The sequence below is a fragment of the Nonomuraea sp. PA05 genome (assembly GCF_008086045.1).
In the GTDB taxonomy this organism is placed as follows: Bacteria; Actinomycetota; Actinomycetes; order Streptosporangiales; family Streptosporangiaceae; genus Nonomuraea; species Nonomuraea monospora.
This window is the reverse complement of sequence record NZ_VSEY01000057.1, coordinates 1-15776: the sequence shown is the minus strand read 5'-3', so window position 1 is coordinate 15776 and position 15776 is coordinate 1. Positions and strand designations below refer to the sequence as shown.

Sequence of the window (15776 nt, the reverse complement as noted above, 5' to 3'; positions counted from 1 at the left end):
ACCTACAGGAGGATCCCATGGCGAAGACCGTGGCAGATGTGATGACCTCTCACCCGGCGACGGTTGAGGCCGACCAGCCGGTGTCCGTCGCGGCGTCGCTCATGCGCGACAACGACACCGGCGCGGTCATCGTCAACGACAACGGCCGCATCAAGGGCATCGTCACCGACCGCGACATCACCGTCCGGGTGGTCGCCGACGAGCGCGGCCCCGACACCCCGGTGCGCGAGGCGTGCAGCCCGTCCGTCGAGGCCGTCGGCCCCGACACCAGCATCGACCAGGCCGTCCAGCTCATGCGCACGCACGCCGTGCGCCGCCTGCCGGTGGTCGAGGACGGCCGCGCGGTCGGCGTCGTCAGCCTGGGGGACCTGGCCATGGAGCGCGACCCGAACTCCGCCCTCGCCGACATCTCGGCCGCGGCGGGCAACCGGTAGGTAGTAGCGTCGGCCGTGTGGTGACGGTCGATGACGTACGGCAGTTCGCGCGCACGCTCCCGCGCTCCTCGGAGCACCTCATCAGGGACCGCGTGAAGTTCCGCGTAGGCAAGATCGTCTACGTGGCGTTCTCGCGTGACGAGAGCCTGATGGGGTTCGGTTTTCCCAAGGAGGAACGCGCGGCGCTGGTGGCCGCGGAGCCGGAGAAGTTCCTGCTTCCACGGGAGTCCGACATGCGTTTCCACTGGGTCGAGGTGCGGACTGCCGCCATCGACGTGGCGGAGATGCGGGAGCTGGTGCTGGAGGCCTGGCGGATGTGCGTGCCCAAGAAGGTGCGGCTGGAGCAGGAGCTCGCCGCCAGACGCACGCTCTGACGGCGAGCACCCGCCTCCGCGCGCTCTGACGGCGAGCATCGCCTCCGCGCGCACGCATGCCGCGAGCGCCCAGCTCAGCGTGCGCCCGCAGCAGCCGGTAGCAGGCGGTGGCAGGCGGTAGCAGGCGTGCGGCTCAGCTCACCGCCTGCTTCACCAGCGCCCCGATCCGCTCCTCCACCTCGGCCGTCATCTCGGTCAGCGCGAAGGCGGCCGGCCACATCGCCCCCTCGTCCAGCCGCGCCTGATCGCTGAACCCGAGCGTCGCGTACCGCGTCTTGAACTTGGCCGCGGGCTGGAAGTGGCAGACGAGCTTGCCGTCCCGCGCGTAGGCGGGCATGCCGTACCAGAGCTTCGGCGCGAGCTCCGGGGCGCTGGCGGTGATGACGGCGTGGACGCGCTCGGCCAGGATCCGGTCCGGCTCCTCCATCTCGGCGATCTTCGCGAGCACGTCCCGCCTCGCCTCCTCCGCCTTGTCCGCCTTCGAGCCGCGGCGCGCCGCCGTCTTCAGCTCCTTGGCGTGGTCCCGCATCGCGGCCCGCTCGTCGGCGGTGAATCCTTCATACGTGCTGGTCATCCCATACTCTCCTTCAACAAACGACACGTGTCGTTTCCCGCAGCAGACCTTGCCATCCCTCCCCCGAGCGTGTCAACACGCGCCGTGTCGTTTCCTGTAGGGTGGGCCGCATGCCCCAGGAGCCCAACCCGCAGCGACGCAGCGAGAAGAGCCGGACCGCGATCATCGAGGCCGCCTTGGAGCTGTGCGCCGAGCACGGGTACGGGCACGTCACGGTCGAGGCGATCGCCGCCCGCGCCAAGGTGAGCAAGAAGACGATCTACCGCTGGTGGCCGTCCAAGGGCGCGGTGGTCCTGGACGCGCTGGACGAGACCGTCAACCCCGCCATCGCGTTCCCCGACACCGGCGACCTCCGCGCCGACCTGGAGGCCCAGATGTGGGGCCTCCTCCACGGCGTCATGGCGGAGCCCCGCACCGGGCGCGCGCTGACCGGCCTGATCGCCGACACCCAGCACGATCCCGACCTGGCCCGCAGCCTGAACGCCGACCTGATCCAGCCACGGGCCGACGAGGCCCGCGCCCGCCTCACCAAGGCGAGGGCCGCCGGCCAGCTCGACCCGGACGCCGACCTGGACCTGGCCCTGGAGCTGTTGTACGGCCCCGTCTACTACCGCCTCCTGCTCCACCAGGGCGACCTGCACACCCGCGCGGAGCTCGGGGCGCTCATCGACCACGTCCTGAGCGCCCTCGCGCCGAAGGGAAAAGCGCTTGCCCGCTCCACCGTGCTCGACCAGGATCACTGATCATGACGCAGCAGGACTGGATGCGCTGGCATGACGCCTACGACGAGCCGGGCTCGTCCCTGAAGGACCGCCTCGACCTCGTGCGCAGGTGGGTCGGGACGGCGCTCGACGAGGGCGCGTCGCAGGTGGTGAGTCTCTGCGCGGGGCAGGGCCGCGACCTGCTGCCGGTGCTGGCCGGGCATCCCCGGCGCGGCCAGGTGCGGGCGCGGCTCGTCGAGCTGGACGAGCGGAACGCCGCCGTCGCCAGGAGCGCCGCGCCCGAAGGGGCCGAGGTGGTGTGCGGGGACGCGGCGGTGACGGGGGCCTACGCGGGCGCCGTGCCGGCGGACCTGGTGCTGGTGTGCGGGGTGTTCGGGAACATCACCGACGACGACATCCGCCGCACGGTCGCCACTCTGCCGCAGCTCTGCGCGCCCGGGGCGATGGTGATCTGGACCAGGGGGCGGCACGAGCCCGACCTGGTGCCGGTGATCTGCGGGTGGTTCGAGGGCGGCGGGTTCGAGCGGGTGGCGGCCGAGGGCGAGGGCACGAAGTACGGGGTCGGGGTGCACCGGTACGCCGGCCCGCCGGTGGCGCTGGAGCCTGACCGGCGGATGTTCACCTTCGTCCGCTGACGACCTCGGCGCGCGGCCGGTCAGCCGGTGAGGGCTGCGCGCCCGGCCCGTCAGAGGTGAGGCTTCGGCGTGCGGCCGGTCAGCGGGTGACGTAGCGGTAGAGGTCGCGGGCGATCGCGGTGGTGCGCTTGACCGAGGAGCTCCACGTGCCCCCCGCCGGGTGCGCCGTCAGCACGGCCATGACGAACCGGTCGCCCTTGCCCGCCAGGCCGGTCGTGTGCAGCACCGGCCGGCCGTAGTCGGGCACGCCCGAGCCGGTGGCCCGCTGCGAGATCCACGAGATGGGCGCCCCGATGGCGCTGGCGTCCGTGGTGTAGGAGGCGGTCTGGGCGCGCCCGTTGCACCGGACCGGGGGCGTGGTGCCGAAGCCCGACCAGCCCTGCTTGACCGCCCACGGCCGCGGCACCCCGTCGGGGATGCCGAAGGTCTGGTCGAAGCCGTCGGTGCCGCAAGGCGTGGACTGCCGCAGGTGGCCGAGGATGGTGTCCCTGACGCGGGGCTCGGCCCTGTCGAGCAGGTAGCGGTAGGTGCGCACGATGTCGTACGCGCTCAGCGACGTGTACCCCCAGAACCCGGGGTGCGTGGCGGGCGGCGGCGCAGTGTCGGACAACCCCAGCTTGCGTGCCTGCCGGACGATGATCTGCCCCTTGCCGAGGCGGTCCCACAGCGTGGAGGCCGCGTCGTCGTCGCTGGAGCGCAGCATGACCTTCAGCAGCCTGGCGTCGGCCGCCGGCACGCTCTTGCGCCGCTCCAGGTAGTCGATCGCGATGAGGATCTTGACGACGGAGGCCGAGCGGTACTTCCTGTGCGCGTTCCGGGTGGCGACGATCTTGCCGGCCTGCCGGTCGAACACCACCCAGGCCGCCGTCGTCCCGGCCGGGACCCGGGGCGGCCCGGCCTCCTGCGCGGCGTGGGCGGGGCTCGCGAGCGCGGCGACGAGAACGGGGACTACGGCCAGGGGCTTGATTCGCACCCGCCTATAACTACCAGATTCAGCCGCCCCGCCCTTGACCAACCAACGAAAGCGGGTATAAACACAGATGAAACCAACCCGAAACGGCGGTGAATCAACATCATGTACGCCGAGGAGCGGCAGCAGGAGATCCTGCGGAGAGCGCGGGCAGCGGGCCGCGTCGACGTGGTGACGCTGGCCGCCGAGCTCGACGTGACCACGGAGACGATCCGCCGCGACCTGACGTCGCTGGAGCGGGCGGGCGTGCTGCGCCGCGTGCACGGGGGCGCTATCCCCGTGGAGCGGCTGGGGTTCGAGCCCGCGCTGGCCACCCGCGACGAGGTCATGACGGCCGAGAAGGAGCGCATCGCCAAGGCGGCGCTGGCCGAGCTGCCCGAGGACGGGTCCGTGATCATCGACGCGGGCACCACGACGGGCCGCCTGGTGCAGGTGCTGCCCACCGACCGGGAGCTGACCGTGGTGGTCAACTCCCCGCCGCTGGCCACCGTGCTGGCCGCGCGCGCCAACCTGCACGTGATCATGCTGGGCGGCCGGGTCCGCGGCAAGACGCTCGCCACGGTGGACGACTGGGCGCTGCGCCCGCTGGCCTACCTCAACGTGGACGTGGCGTTCATGGCCACCAACGGCTGCTCGCCGACCCGGGGCCTGACCACGCCCGACCCGGCGGAGGCGGCGATCAAGCGGGCCATGGTCAAGGCCGCGCAGCGCAGCGTGCTGCTGGCCGACCACACGAAGTTCGGCAACACGTACCTGTCCACGTTCGCCGAGCTGAGCGAGATCGACGTGGTGATCACCGACACCGGCCTCGACATGACGCTGGCCGCCGACCTGGCGGCGGCCGGTCCGGAGGTGATCAGGGCGTGATCCTCACCCTGACCCTCAACCCCAGCCTCGACCGCACCATCGAGATCGCCTCACTCGACCGCGGCGCGGTCATCCGCGCCGCCGCCGCCCACCTCGACCCGGGCGGCAAGGGGGTGAACGTCTCGCGCGCCCTGCTGGCCAACGACGTGGCGAGCAGGGCGGTGATCCCGTACGGCGGGGACGAGGGCAGGCAGCTCGTCCGCCTGCTGGCCGCCGAGGGGCTCGACATGGTGACCGTCCCGGTGACGGGCCCGACCCGGTCGAACGTCACGCTCGCCGAGCCCGACGGCACCGTCACCAAGATCAACGAGCCGGGCACCGCGCTGTCGCCCGCCGAGCTGGACACGATCGCCGACGCCGTGCTCGCCGCCGCCCACGCGGGCGGCCAGGGGGCCGACTGGGTGGTGGCCTCGGGCAGCCTGCCGCCCGAGGTGCCCGCCGACGTGTACGCCAGGCTGTGCCGCAGGTTCGCCGGCGCCGGCATCCACGTGGCCGTCGACACCAGCGGCCCCGCGCTGTCCTGCGCGCTCGGCGCCGCGCCCGCCCTGGTCAAGCCGAACCTGGAGGAGCTGTCGGCGGCCACCGGCATGCCGATCCGCAGCCTGGGCGACGTGGCCGAGGCGGCGGGCAAGCTGCGGGCCGCCGGCGCGCGTACGGTGCTGGCCAGCCTGGGCGCCGACGGCGCCGTGCTCGTCGAGGAGGGCGGCAGCTGGTACGGCGAGGCCGCCGTCACCGAGCCGCGCAGCTCCGTCGGCGCGGGCGACGCCATGCTGGCCGGTTTCCTCGCCGCGGGCGGCTCCGGGCCCGAGGCGCTGAAACAGGCGCTGGCCTGGGGCGCCGCCGCCGTCCGTCTGCCCGGCAGCCGCATGCCGGGCCCCGCCGACATCGACCACGGCGCCGTCACCATCGGCCCGCCCGACCCCGAACGCCGGCTCTCGACCGCCCTCCTCACCTGAATCTCCAGAAGCTCCCGCCCTCCCTCCCCCCGAAAGCCCCGGCGCACGCATCCCGACAGAGAAAGCGGCTGCTCAACCCCCCAAAGGAGCACGTCCATGGCCGACACCTACACCCCTCCGGTCACCGGGACCGGAGTCAAGGCCACCATCCAGCGCATCGGCGGCCATCTGGCCGGCATGATCATGCCGAACATCGGCGCGTTCATCGCCTGGGGCCTGATCACCGCCCTGTTCATCCCGACGGGCTGGCTGCCCAACGAGGACCTCGCGAAGATGGTCGGCCCCATCATCGGGACGCTGCTCCCGGTCCTCATCGCCTATACCGGCGGCCGGATGGTGCACGGGCAGCGCGGTGCGGTCGTCGGCGCCGTCGCGGTGATGGGCGTCGTGGTGGGCACGGAGTCGCCGATGTTCCTCGGCGCCATGATCATCGGCCCGCTCACCGCCCTGATCCTGAAATATGTGGACAAGTTCACGGAGGAACGCACCAAGGCCGGCTTCGAGATGCTGGTGGACAACTTCTCCGCCGGCATCGTGGGCGGCGCGATGGCCATCGTCGGCTTCTACGGCATCGGCCCGATCGTCCAGACCGTCACCACCGCCGCCGGCAACGCGGTGGAGTGGCTGATCACCAACAACCTGCTGCCGATCTCCTCCGTGCTGATCGAGCCGGCCAAGGTGCTGTTCCTGAACAACGCCATCAACCACGGCGTGCTGAGCCCGCTGGGCGTGGCCGAGGCCGCCGAGACGGGCAAGTCGATCCTGTTCATGCTGGAGTCGAACCCGGGGCCCGGCTTGGGCCTGCTGCTGGCGTTCCTGCTCTTCGGCCCGCGCGCCATGCGGCCGAGCACCCCCGCCGCGATGATCATCCACTTCTTCGGCGGCATCCACGAGATCTACTTCCCGTACGTGCTCATGAAGCCCCGTCTCATCCTGGCCGTCATCGTGGGCGGCGCGGCCGGGGTGTTCACGTTCATGGTCACCGGCGCCGGCCTGGTCGCCACGCCGTCACCCGGCAGCATCTTCGCCTACCTCGCGGTCACCCCGAAGGGCGGCTGGCTCAGCTCCAGCCTGGGCATCCTCGTGGCGACCGGCGTGACGTTCGCCGTCGCCGCCGTCCTGCTCGGGTTCGGCAGGGGCGAGAAGGCCGAGCCCGCCGAAGCCGCGCAAACCACCCAGAAGGAGAGCTGAGACATGGCAGGCATCGACAGCAAGGACATCCACAAGATCATCGTGGCCTGCGACGCGGGCATGGGCAGCAGCGTCATGCTCGCCTCCCAGCTCAAGAAGCAGCTCAAGGGAACCGGTGTGACCGTGGAGCACACCCCGGTCAACTCCATCCCGGACGACGCCGACGTCGTCCTGTGCCACTCGGGCCTGGCCGCACGTGCGAAGGCGGCCGCTCCGGGGAAGGTACTGGTGTCGTTCCAGATCTTCCTCGGCGACCCGGCGGTGACCCGGCTGGTGAACACCATCAAGAACGGCGGCACGGTCGATGCGTGACGACCTGCTCGACCCGCGGGCCGTCCTGCTGCACGAGAGCGCCCCCGACCGCGCCGCGGCCATCCGCCGGTGCGGGCGGGCGCTCGTCGAGGTGGGCGCGGTCGCGGAGCCGTACATCGAGGCGATGCTCGAACGCGAGCGGTCGATCTCCACCTACGTCGGCGAGGGCGTGGCCATCCCGCACGGGACGAACGCCTCCAAGGGGGATGTCACGCGCGACGCCATCTGCGTCGTGCGCTTCCCCGCCGGCGTCGACTGGGACGGCGAGCACGTCACGCTCTGCGTCGGCATCGCGGCCAAGGACGACGGTCACGTGCCGCTGCTGGCGGCGCTGGCCGAGATCCTGCTCGACCCCGACCGGGCGCGAGCACTGCGCGAGGCCACCGAGGTCCCCGACGTCATCAAGGAGCTGACCGTATGAAGGTCGCGCGCTTCCACGCGCCCGGCGACATCAGGATCGAGGACGCGCCCGAGCCGGTCGCCGGCCCCGGCGAGCTGAAGATCCGGGTACGCAACTGCTCGACCTGCGGCACCGACGCCAAGATCTACAAGTTCGGGCACCACCACATCGTGCCGCCGCGCGTCATGGGCCACGAGATCGCCGGGGAGGTGGTGGACACCGGCGCACGCGTGCAGGTGATCGCCGCGATCCCGTGCGGCACGTGCCCCGACTGCGCGGCCGGCCGCCGTACGGTGTGCCCGAACCAGGAGTCGATGGGCTACCACTACGACGGCGGGTTCGCCGAATACATGATCATCCCCGCGAAGGTGCTGGCCGTGGACGGTGTCAACGCCATCCCCGACGGCGTCGGCTTCGCGGAGGCGTCCGTGGCCGAGCCGCTCGCGTGCGTGCTCAACGGCCAGACGCTCGCCCGCGTCGGGCCCGGTGACGACGTGGTCGTGATGGGCGCGGGCCCGATCGGCTGCCTGCACGTGCGGCTGGCCCGGGCGCGCGGGGCGAACCGGGTGTTCCTCGTGGACGTCAACGCCGAACGCCTGGCGATGGCCGCCGAGCTCGTCCGTCCCGACGCGGCCGTCGACGCCGACCCCGTCGAGCAGGTGCTCAAGCTGACCGGCGGCCGGGGCGCCGACGTCGTGATCACGGCGGCGGCGTCGGGCGCGGCGCAGGAGCAGGCGGTGCGGATGGCGGCCCGGCAGGGGCGGATCAGCTTCTTCGGCGGGCTGCCCAAGGACGACCCGATCATCGCGCTCGACTCCAACCTCGTGCACTACCGGGAGCTGACGATCGTCGGCGCGAACGGCTCCAGCCCCGCCCACAACGCCGAGGCGCTGCGGCTGGTGGCCGAGGGCGCCGTGCCGGTGTCCGACCTGATCACCCACCGGCTGCCGCTGCCGCGCGTGCTGGACGGGATCGACCTCGTCCGGCGGGGCGAGGCCATCAAGGTCACCATTGAACCCTGAGAGGAGGTCTGCGATGGCGCAGCGAACGGTGGTCGTGGCCTCGGCCAGCGGCCTGCACGCCCGTCCGGCCAAGCTGTTCGTGCAGGCGGTGGTGAAGTCGGGGGTGCCGGTGACGATCCGGGCCGGGGAGAAGGCGGTGCCGGCCAAGAGCATGCTGGGGGTGTTGTCGCTCGGGGTCGTGCAGGGCACGGAGGTCACGCTGGAGGCGGAGGGGCCGGGGGCCGAGGAGGCGCTGGACGCGCTGGCGGCGCTGCTGGCCCGCGACCTGGACGCGGAAGAGGCCCTCGATGCCTGACGACGGCGCGCGTGGGGGCGGTACGGAAGGCTGGGAGGGGGCCGGGGGGCGGCTGGCCGGGCTGGGGGTGAGTCAGGGGCGGGCCGCCGGGCCGATGATCCGGCTGGGCGAGCCGCCGAAGCTGCCCGCCCCTGGGCCGGTCACCGACCCGGGCGCCGAGGCGGCCACCGTCGGCAAGGCGCTGGAGGCGGTCGCCGCCGAGCTGAACCGGCGCGCCCTGGCGGCGGGCGGCGAGGCGGCCGAGATCCTGGAGGCCCTCGCCATGATCGCCGAGGACCCCATCCTGCTGGAGGAGGCCGAACGGCACACGGCCGGCGGCCACGCCGCCCCCCACGCCCTGGACGCCGCCTTCACCAAGCACCGCGAGGCCCTGGCCGCGCTCGGCGGCTACCTCGCCGAACGGGCCGCCGACCTCGACGACCTCAAGCACCGCGCCGTGGCCTCCGCCCTCGGCCTGCCGATGCCCGGCCTGCCCTCCCCCGGCCACCCGTACGTGCTGGTCGCCACCGACCTCTCCCCCGCCGACACCGCGGGTCTCGGCCCGGACGTGCTGGCGCTGGTCACCGAGCGCGGCGGGCCCACGAGCCACACCGCGATCCTGGCCAGGGGCAGGGGGCTGCCCGCCGTGGTGGCGTGCGCGGGTGTCATGGCTCTCGACGACGGGACGATGATCGGTGTGGACGGCGGCACCGGCGAGGTGGCGATCGGGCTCAGCGAGCGGGAGACGTCCGAGGTCGTCCAGGGTGAGACCGCGCGCAGGGCCCGGCTCCAGGCGAGCCGCGGGCCGGGCAGGACCGCCGACGGGCACGCGGTGAAGCTGCTGCTGAACATCGGCTCGGCCGCCGACGCGGAGGAGGCGGATGCTGAAGGGGTCGGGTTGTTCAGGACGGAGTTCCTGTTCCTCGACCGCAGGCAGCCGCCGTCGTTCGAGGAGCAGGTCTCGGCGTACGCGGAGGTGTTCGCCCGGGCCAAGCACGTGGTCGTGCGCACGCTCGACGCGGGCACCGACAAGCCGCTGCCCTTCCTCGGCCTCCCCGAGGAGCAGAACCCTGCCCTGGGCGTGCGCGGCCTGAGGGTGGACCGGCTGCTGCCCGGCGTCCTGGACACCCAGCTCGACGCGATCGCCGCGGCGGCGCGTCAGGCGGGCGCCGAGCCCTGGGTGATGGCGCCCATGGTGACCACGGCCGGGGAGGCGGGCGACTTCGCCCGGCGGGCGCGCGCCAGGGGCATCGCGCGGGTGGGCGTGATGGTGGAGGTCCCGGCGGCGGCGCTGGGCGCGGGGCGGCTGCTGCGGGAGGTGGACTTCCTCAGCATCGGCACCAACGACCTGGCCCAGTACACCTTCGCCGCCGACCGCCAGCACTCCGTCCTGGCCGACCTGCTGGACCCGCGCCAGCCGGCCCTGCTGGAGCTGATCGCCAGGTGCGGGGAGGCGGGCAGGCGGGCGGGCAAGCCGGTCGGGGTGTGCGGTGAGGCGGCGGGTGACCCGTTGCTGGCGCCGCTGCTGGTGGGGCTGGGGGTGACGAGCCTGTCGATGGCGGGCGTGTGCGTCCCGGCGGTGCGCGAGGCGCTCGCGGAGGTCACGCTGGACGAATGCCGCGAACGGGCTCGCGCCGCGCTGGAGTAGGACGGAACGGACGCGCGCCGCCCCGAGGGACGGGAACGGACGCGCGCCGCGATGGAGGAGGACGGGAGGTCAGGCGGCCGGTTCCGGGTTGTGCGCCTTGAGGCTGAGCCGGTCGCCCTCGACGTCCACCGTCACCTTCCCGTGCTCCCCCACCTCCCCGGTCAGCAACATCGTCGACAGCCGGTTGTCCAGCTCCCGCTGCACCGTCCGCCGCAACGGCCGCGCCCCGAACTCGGGCTGGTACCCCCGCCCGGCCAGCCAGTCCTTGGCCGCGTCCGTGACCTCCAGCGTCACGTCCTGGCCGCGCAGCCGCTGCCGGGTCCGCTCCAGCAGCAGGTCCACGATCTGGCGGAGCTGCTCGCGCTCCAGCCGCTCGAAGACGATCGTCTCGTCGATGCGGTTGAGCAGCTCGGGCCGCAGCGAGCGGCGCAGCAGGTCCATGAGCTGCTGCTCGACGTCCCCGGTGGCCTCCAGGATGATCTGCGCGCCGATGTTGCTGGTCATGATGACGATGGTGTTGGTGAAGTCGACGGTGCGCCCCTGGCCGTCGGTGAGGCGGCCGTCGTCGAGCATCTGCAGCAGGATGTTCATGACGTCGGGGTGGGCCTTCTCGATCTCGTCGAGCAGCACGACGCAGTGCGGCCGGCGGCGGACGGCCTCGGTGAGCTGCCCCGCCTCCTCGTACCCGACGTAGCCGGGCGGCGCCCCGATGAGCCGCGAGACCGTGTGCCGCTCCTGGAACTCGCTCATGTCGATGCGCACCATGTGCTCCTCGCCGCCGAACAGCGCCGCCGCCAGCGCCCTGGCCAGCTCGGTCTTGCCGACGCCTGTGGGGCCGAGGAACAGGAAGCTGCCGATGGGCCGGTTCGGGTCCGACAGGCCGGCCCTGGCCCTGCGCACGGCCTCGGCGATGGCGACGACGGCCTCGTCCTGGCCGATGACCCGCTCGTGCAGGTGCTCCTCCAGGCGCATGAGCCGGTCGCGTTCCTGCTCGGTGAGCTGGGTGACGGGGATGCCGGTGCGGCGGGAGACGACCTCGGCGATGTCCTCCACCATGACCTGCGGCACGCTGTCCTCGCCGTGCCTGGCCCGGTCCACCTCGGGGCGGAGTTTGTCGATCTGGACGGTCAGCTCCTTGGCGCGGTCGAAGTCGTCGGCGGAGACGGCCTGATCCTTGTCGCGGCGCAGCGACTGCAGGCGTTCCTCCAGCTCGCGCACGTCGCTGCCGGGCGTGCTGGAGCGCAGCCGTACCCGGGCGGCGGCCTGGTCGATGAGGTCGATGGCCTTGTCCGGCAGGAACCGGTCGGAGATGTAGCGGGCGGACAGGCCGGCCGCCGCGTCGAGGGCCTCGTCGGTGATGCGGACCTGGTGGTGCGCCTCGTACGCGTCCCGCAGCCCGGCCAGGATCTCGACCGTCTGCTCCACGGTGGGCTCGGCGACCAGGATGGGCTGGAAGCGGCGTTCGAGGGCGGCGTCCTTCTCGATGTTCTTGCGGTACTCGTCGATGGTGGTGGCGGCGACGACGTGCAGCTCGCCGCGGGCCAGGGCGGGCTTGAGGATGTTGGCGGCGTCCATGCCGCCCTCGGCGGAGCCGGCGCCGACCAGGGTGTGCACCTCGTCGATGAAGACGATGACCTCGTCGGCGTGCGCCCGCACCTCGTCGATGACCTTCTTGATGCGTTCCTCGAACTCGCCGCGGTACTTCGACCCGGCCACCATCCCGGTCAGGTCGAGGGCGACGACGCGGCGGTCCTTGAGGGTGTCGGGAACGCTGCCGTTCACGATGCGCTGGGCGATGCCCTCGACGATCGCGGTCTTGCCGACGCCGGGCTCGCCGATCAGGCACGGGTTGTTCTTGGTGCGCCGCGACAGCACCTCGATGCACTGCTCGATCTCGTCCTCGCGGCCCACGACGGGGTCGATGCGGCCCTGCCTGGCCTCCTCGGTGAGGTCGCGGCCGTACTCGTCGAGCGAGGGTGTGTCACTGGCGCGGCGGCCACCGCCGGGGCCCCCGCCCGCGCCGCCACCGCCGCCCGCCGGACGGGCCATGAGGGCCTGTTGCAGCTCGTTCGCCGAGACGCCCTGCTCCTGGAGGAGGCGGGCGGCGACGGAGTCGGGGTTGGCGGCCAGCGCGAGCAGCAGGTGCTCGGGCCCGATGTAGGACGACTGCAGCGCCCGCGAGACGCGCTGGGCGTCGAGGATGGCCCGCTTGGTCGCCGGGGAGAGCGTGGTGGGCGGCTCGGCGGGCTCGCCGGGCCCCGCGGCGGCGTCGATGCGGTCGCGCAGCCGCCCCACGTCCACGCCCGCCGTACGCAGCAGCGCCTGCCCGGAGTCGAGCTCGGTCAGCGCGTCGAGCAGGTCGAGCACGTCGAGGTCGGCGGCGCCGCGCCGGCCCGCGCCCTCCAGCGCGTCGCTCAGCACCTGCCTGGCCTCGGCGCTGAGCAGCCGGCCCACGTCCACCCGCTGGACGCTGGGCCGGGACGGCGGCCAGCCCTCCATGCCGCCGAACACCCGGCCGGTGAGCTCCTCGAACCCTCTGAACGGGTCTCCGCCGAAGAACGATCTCGACATCTCAGGTCCCCCTCGCACTCAGGGGACATCTAGCCGCACTCACCGCATGTCAATGCCAACCAGCGGCAAAGAGGTCACTCGTTCGACGCCACGAGGTCGATGATCGGGGTGTCGCCCGCCACCAGCTCCAGCGTCCGCCCGGCCGTGCCGGGGTTGTCCAGGAGCGCCACGACGACGGCGGCCACATCGTCGCGCGGCACCGCGCCAGGCGGAACCTCGGGCGCCAGCCGCACCAGCCCGGTGCCGGGTTCGTCGGTGAGGCGGCCGGGCCGCACGATGGTCCAGGCGAGGTCGCGGCCCCGCAGGTCCTCCTCCGCCTCTGTCTTGGCCTTGATGTAGGCGGCCCAGACCCCGTCATCGCCTGGGTCACGGCCGGGCGCGATCGGCTTTCCCGCGCCGATCGAGGAAATCTGGATGAAGCGCCGCACGCCCGCCCGCTCCGCCGCGTCGGCGAGCAGCACGGACGCGCCGCGGTCCACGGTGTCCTTGCGGGCCGCGCCGCTGCCGGGGCCCGCGCCCGCGGCGAAGACGACGGCGTCCGCGCCCTCGACGATCCGCGCGACCTCCTCGACGCTCGCCCGTTCCAGGTCGCACAGCACGGCCTCGGCCCCGGTGGCCTCGACGTCGGCGAGGTGCGCCGGGTTGCGTACCAGGCCCACCGCCCCCGACTTGAGCCTGGCGGCCAGCCGCAGCGCGATCTTCCCGTGTCCCCCCGCGATGATGATCCGCATAGCCGCCATGGTGTCATGGACGCATGTACGACTTCCCGGAGGCACCCACCCCCGCGTTCCTGTTCGACCTGGACGGCACCCTGATCGACAGCGTCTACCAGCACGTGGTGGCCTGGCGGCAGGCGCTGTCCGGGATGGGCATCGACCTGTCGGTGTGGCGGATCCACCGCCGCATCGGCATGAGCGGCGGGCTGTTCGTCAGCGCGCTGCTGCGCGAGACCGGGCTCAAGCTGACCCGGGAGCAGATCGACGAGTTGCAGACCCACCACGCCGACGCGTACGAGCAGCAGGTCGGCTCCGTCAAGCCGCTGCCCGGCGCGAAGGAGCTGCTGGGCGAGCTGAGCGCGCGCGGCGTGCCGTGGGCGATCTGCACCAGCGGGTACGCCCGCACGGCCCGCCTCGCGCTGGGCATGCTCGGCCTGCCGGACGGCACCCCGATGGTCACCCGCGACCTGGTGCGCCGGGCCAAGCCGGACCCCGACCTGTTCCTCGCCGGTGCGGCGCTGGTGCGGGTCGATCCGGCGCACGCCATGGTGGTGGGCGACAGCGTCTGGGACCTGCTCGCCGCCCGCCGGGCCGGCTCGCTGGGCATCGGGCTGCTGTCCGGCGGGTACGGCAGGGACGAGCTGGAGCGGGCGGGCGCGTTCAGGGTGTACGCCGACCCGGCGGACATGCTGGACCGGCTCGACGAGCTCGGGGTCCGTCAAAGTGATTGACATGGGAATATCTCCGCGAACCCCCGAGCTGGATCATGCGTATTCCCCAAAGAGGAGCTGAGATGGACTTGGCAGACATCGGCGTCACCGGTCTGGCGACCATGGGGCGCAACCTGGCCCGTAACCTGGCCAGGCACGGCTACGCCGTGGCCGTGCACAACCGGTCGCACAGCCGTACCGAGCAGTTGGTGAAGGAGTTCGGCGGGGAGGGCACGTTCATCCCGTCCGAGGACCTCGCCGCCTTCGTGGCCTCGCTGAAGCGGCCGCGGCGCGCGATCATCATGGTGAAGGCGGGCGCCGGCACCGACGCGGTGATCGACCAGCTCGCCGACCTGATGGAGCCGGGCGACATGATCGTCGACGGCGGCAACGCGCACTTCGAGGACACGCGGCGGCGCGAGGCGGCGCTGCGCGAGCGCGGCCTGCACTTCGTCGGCACCGGCATCTCCGGCGGCGAGGAGGGCGCGCTGAACGGCCCGAGCATCATGCCGGGCGGCTCGAAGGAGTCGTGGGAGGCGCTCGGCCCGATCTTGCAGGACATCGCGGCCAAGGTGGACGGGGTGCCGTGTTCCGTGCACGTCGGACCCGACGGTGCCGGGCACTTCGTGAAGATGGTGCACAACGGCATCGAGTACTCGGACATGCAGCTCATCGCGGAGTCGTACGACCTGCTGCGGCAGGCCCTGGGCGCGACGCCGGCGGAGCTGGCCGAGGTGTTCAGGGAGTGGAACCGCGGCGAGCTCGACTCCTACCTGATCGAGATCACCGCCGAGGTGCTCGACCAGGTGGACGCCGAGACCGGCAAGCCGTTCGTGGACCTCGTGGTCGACCAGGCCGAGCAGAAGGGCACCGGCCGCTGGACCGTGCAGAGCGCCCTCGACCTGGGCGTGCCCGTGACGGGCATCGCGGAGGCCACGTTCGCGCGGGCCCTGTCCGGCCATCCCGAGCAGCGCGCCGCCGCCCAGTCGCTGGCCGGGCCGAAGCTGTCCGGCGTCGGCGGGCGCGAGCTGATCGAGGACGTGCGGCAGGCCCTGTACGCCTCCAAGATCGTGGCCTACGCCCAGGGCTTCGACCAGATGGCCGCGGCCTCGAAGGAGTACGGCTGGGACCTCGACCTGGGCGCCATGGCCACGATCTGGCGGGGCGGCTGCATCATCCGCGCCAAGTTCCTCGACCGGATCCGGGCGGCGTACGACGCGAACCCGAACCTGCCCACGCTGCTCGCCGACCCGACGTTCGCGGGCGCGCTGGAGGCGGCGCAGGAGTCGTGGCGGCGCGTGGTCACCACCGCGGTGCAGATCGGCGTGCCGACGCCCGGCTTCTCCTCGGCCCTGGCCTACTATGACGGGCTGCGCCGCGACCGCCTTCCGGCGGCGCTG

At 72.6% G+C, this 15776-nt stretch carries 18 protein-coding genes; 14 read left to right on the top strand and 4 right to left on the bottom strand.

Going from position 1 to position 15776, the window contains the following annotated elements; all coding sequences use genetic code 11:
- Positions 1-17 precede the first annotated feature (17 nt).
- Positions 18-434, top strand: coding sequence for a CBS domain-containing protein (locus tag FXF51_RS53250; RefSeq protein WP_148442510.1), 417 nt, complete (start codon positions 18-20; stop codon positions 432-434).
- 17 nt (positions 435-451) lie between these two features.
- Positions 452-808, top strand: coding sequence for an MmcQ/YjbR family DNA-binding protein (locus FXF51_RS53245; RefSeq protein ID WP_148442509.1), 357 nt, complete (start codon positions 452-454; stop codon positions 806-808).
- Positions 809-941: 133 nt separating this feature from the next.
- Here the strand turns inward: FXF51_RS53245 and FXF51_RS53240 are convergent, their stop codons facing one another.
- A complete protein-coding gene (locus tag FXF51_RS53240) occupies positions 942-1382 on the bottom strand; it encodes an iron chaperone (protein ID WP_148442508.1) in 441 nt (146 codons plus the stop codon).
- Positions 1383-1492: 110 nt separating this feature from the next.
- Between FXF51_RS53240 and FXF51_RS53235 the strand changes: the two genes are divergently transcribed.
- Positions 1493-2125, top strand: a complete 633-nt coding sequence (locus FXF51_RS53235; RefSeq protein WP_148442507.1) for a TetR/AcrR family transcriptional regulator — start codon at positions 1493-1495, stop codon at positions 2123-2125.
- 2 nt (positions 2126-2127) lie between these two features.
- A complete protein-coding gene (locus tag FXF51_RS53230) occupies positions 2128-2739 on the top strand; it encodes a class I SAM-dependent methyltransferase (protein WP_148442506.1) in 612 nt (203 codons plus the stop codon).
- A gap of 79 nt (positions 2740-2818) precedes the next feature.
- Here the strand turns inward: FXF51_RS53230 and FXF51_RS53225 are convergent, their stop codons facing one another.
- Positions 2819-3712, bottom strand: coding sequence for a hypothetical protein (locus FXF51_RS53225; RefSeq protein WP_148442505.1), 894 nt, complete (start codon positions 3710-3712; stop codon positions 2819-2821).
- Positions 3713-3814: 102 nt separating this feature from the next.
- Here FXF51_RS53225 and FXF51_RS53220 point away from each other — a divergent pair, with 102 nt between their 5' ends.
- The 8 genes from FXF51_RS53220 to ptsP all read left to right on the top strand — a co-directional run bounded on the left by FXF51_RS53220 (position 3815) and on the right by ptsP (position 10379).
- Entirely contained in the window at positions 3815-4576 is a 762-nt protein-coding gene (locus FXF51_RS53220; protein WP_148442504.1) for a DeoR/GlpR family DNA-binding transcription regulator, read from the top strand.
- Entirely contained in the window at positions 4573-5532 is a 960-nt protein-coding gene (pfkB, locus tag FXF51_RS53215) for a 1-phosphofructokinase (protein WP_148442503.1), read from the top strand. The genes FXF51_RS53220 and pfkB overlap by 4 nt, the downstream gene beginning before the upstream one ends.
- Before the next feature lie 96 nt (positions 5533-5628).
- Positions 5629-6723, top strand: a complete 1095-nt coding sequence (mtlA, locus tag FXF51_RS53210; RefSeq protein WP_222871876.1) for a PTS mannitol transporter subunit IICB — start codon at positions 5629-5631, stop codon at positions 6721-6723.
- Positions 6724-6726: 3 nt separating this feature from the next.
- Entirely contained in the window at positions 6727-7035 is a 309-nt protein-coding gene (locus FXF51_RS62250; RefSeq protein WP_222871875.1) for a PTS lactose transporter subunit IIB, read from the top strand.
- Positions 7028-7456: a PTS sugar transporter subunit IIA gene (locus FXF51_RS53205; protein WP_148442502.1), complete on the top strand. Its 429-nt coding sequence runs from the start codon at positions 7028-7030 to the stop codon at positions 7454-7456. Before FXF51_RS62250 ends, FXF51_RS53205 begins: the two co-directional genes overlap by 8 nt.
- On the top strand, positions 7453-8457 hold the full coding sequence (locus tag FXF51_RS53200; RefSeq protein ID WP_148442501.1) for a zinc-dependent dehydrogenase: 1005 nt from the start codon (positions 7453-7455) through the stop codon (positions 8455-8457). The genes FXF51_RS53205 and FXF51_RS53200 overlap by 4 nt, the downstream gene beginning before the upstream one ends.
- Positions 8458-8470: 13 nt before the next feature.
- Positions 8471-8752: an HPr family phosphocarrier protein gene (locus tag FXF51_RS53195; RefSeq protein WP_148442500.1), complete on the top strand. Its 282-nt coding sequence runs from the start codon at positions 8471-8473 to the stop codon at positions 8750-8752.
- Positions 8745-10379, top strand: coding sequence for a phosphoenolpyruvate--protein phosphotransferase (gene ptsP, locus FXF51_RS53190; RefSeq protein WP_148442499.1), 1635 nt, complete (start codon positions 8745-8747; stop codon positions 10377-10379). The genes FXF51_RS53195 and ptsP overlap by 8 nt, the downstream gene beginning before the upstream one ends.
- A gap of 69 nt (positions 10380-10448) precedes the next feature.
- On the opposite strand, the gene FXF51_RS53185 is transcribed toward ptsP, so the two are convergent.
- Positions 10449-12950 carry an ATP-dependent Clp protease ATP-binding subunit gene (locus FXF51_RS53185; RefSeq protein WP_148442498.1) on the bottom strand — a complete coding sequence of 834 codons (2502 nt, stop codon included), beginning with the start codon at positions 12948-12950 and terminating at the stop codon, positions 10449-10451.
- Between the two features lie 74 nt (positions 12951-13024).
- Positions 13025-13681, bottom strand: a complete 657-nt coding sequence (locus tag FXF51_RS53180; RefSeq protein WP_148442497.1) for an SDR family oxidoreductase — start codon at positions 13679-13681, stop codon at positions 13025-13027.
- Between the two features lie 23 nt (positions 13682-13704).
- Between FXF51_RS53180 and FXF51_RS53175 the strand changes: the two genes are divergently transcribed.
- Both FXF51_RS53175 and gndA read left to right on the top strand, forming a co-directional pair.
- The gene (locus FXF51_RS53175) at positions 13705-14397 is read left to right on the top strand and encodes an HAD family hydrolase (RefSeq protein ID WP_148442496.1); all 693 of its coding nucleotides are present in this window, start codon (positions 13705-13707) and stop codon (positions 14395-14397) included.
- Positions 14398-14459: 62 nt separating this feature from the next.
- Positions 14460-15776: NADP-dependent phosphogluconate dehydrogenase (gene gndA, locus FXF51_RS53170; protein WP_148442495.1), on the top strand; the 1317-nt coding region annotated here is incomplete at its 3' end.

What these genes read in the sequence shown, in the direction of transcription:
- FXF51_RS53240 (WP_148442508.1), bottom strand. Translation starts at nt 1,382, where the DNA reads ATGACCAGCACGTATGAAGGATTCACCGCCGACGAGCGGGCCGCGATG.
- mtlA (WP_222871876.1), top strand. Translation starts at nt 5,629, where the DNA reads ATGGCCGACACCTACACCCCTCCGGTCACCGGGACCGGAGTCAAGGCC.
- ptsP (WP_148442499.1), top strand. Translation starts at nt 8,745, where the DNA reads ATGCCTGACGACGGCGCGCGTGGGGGCGGTACGGAAGGCTGGGAGGGG.
- FXF51_RS62250 (WP_222871875.1), top strand. Translation starts at nt 6,727, where the DNA reads ATGGCAGGCATCGACAGCAAGGACATCCACAAGATCATCGTGGCCTGC.
- FXF51_RS53205 (WP_148442502.1), top strand. Translation starts at nt 7,028, where the DNA reads ATGCGTGACGACCTGCTCGACCCGCGGGCCGTCCTGCTGCACGAGAGC.
- FXF51_RS53220 (WP_148442504.1), top strand. Translation starts at nt 3,815, where the DNA reads ATGTACGCCGAGGAGCGGCAGCAGGAGATCCTGCGGAGAGCGCGGGCA.
- FXF51_RS53235 (WP_148442507.1), top strand. Translation starts at nt 1,493, where the DNA reads ATGCCCCAGGAGCCCAACCCGCAGCGACGCAGCGAGAAGAGCCGGACC.
- FXF51_RS53185 (WP_148442498.1), bottom strand. Translation starts at nt 12,950, where the DNA reads ATGTCGAGATCGTTCTTCGGCGGAGACCCGTTCAGAGGGTTCGAGGAG.
- FXF51_RS53250 (WP_148442510.1), top strand. Translation starts at nt 18, where the DNA reads ATGGCGAAGACCGTGGCAGATGTGATGACCTCTCACCCGGCGACGGTT.
- FXF51_RS53195 (WP_148442500.1), top strand. Translation starts at nt 8,471, where the DNA reads ATGGCGCAGCGAACGGTGGTCGTGGCCTCGGCCAGCGGCCTGCACGCC.
- FXF51_RS53175 (WP_148442496.1), top strand. Translation starts at nt 13,705, where the DNA reads ATGTACGACTTCCCGGAGGCACCCACCCCCGCGTTCCTGTTCGACCTG.
- FXF51_RS53180 (WP_148442497.1), bottom strand. Translation starts at nt 13,681, where the DNA reads ATGCGGATCATCATCGCGGGGGGACACGGGAAGATCGCGCTGCGGCTG.
- FXF51_RS53200 (WP_148442501.1), top strand. Translation starts at nt 7,453, where the DNA reads ATGAAGGTCGCGCGCTTCCACGCGCCCGGCGACATCAGGATCGAGGAC.
- FXF51_RS53230 (WP_148442506.1), top strand. Translation starts at nt 2,128, where the DNA reads ATGACGCAGCAGGACTGGATGCGCTGGCATGACGCCTACGACGAGCCG.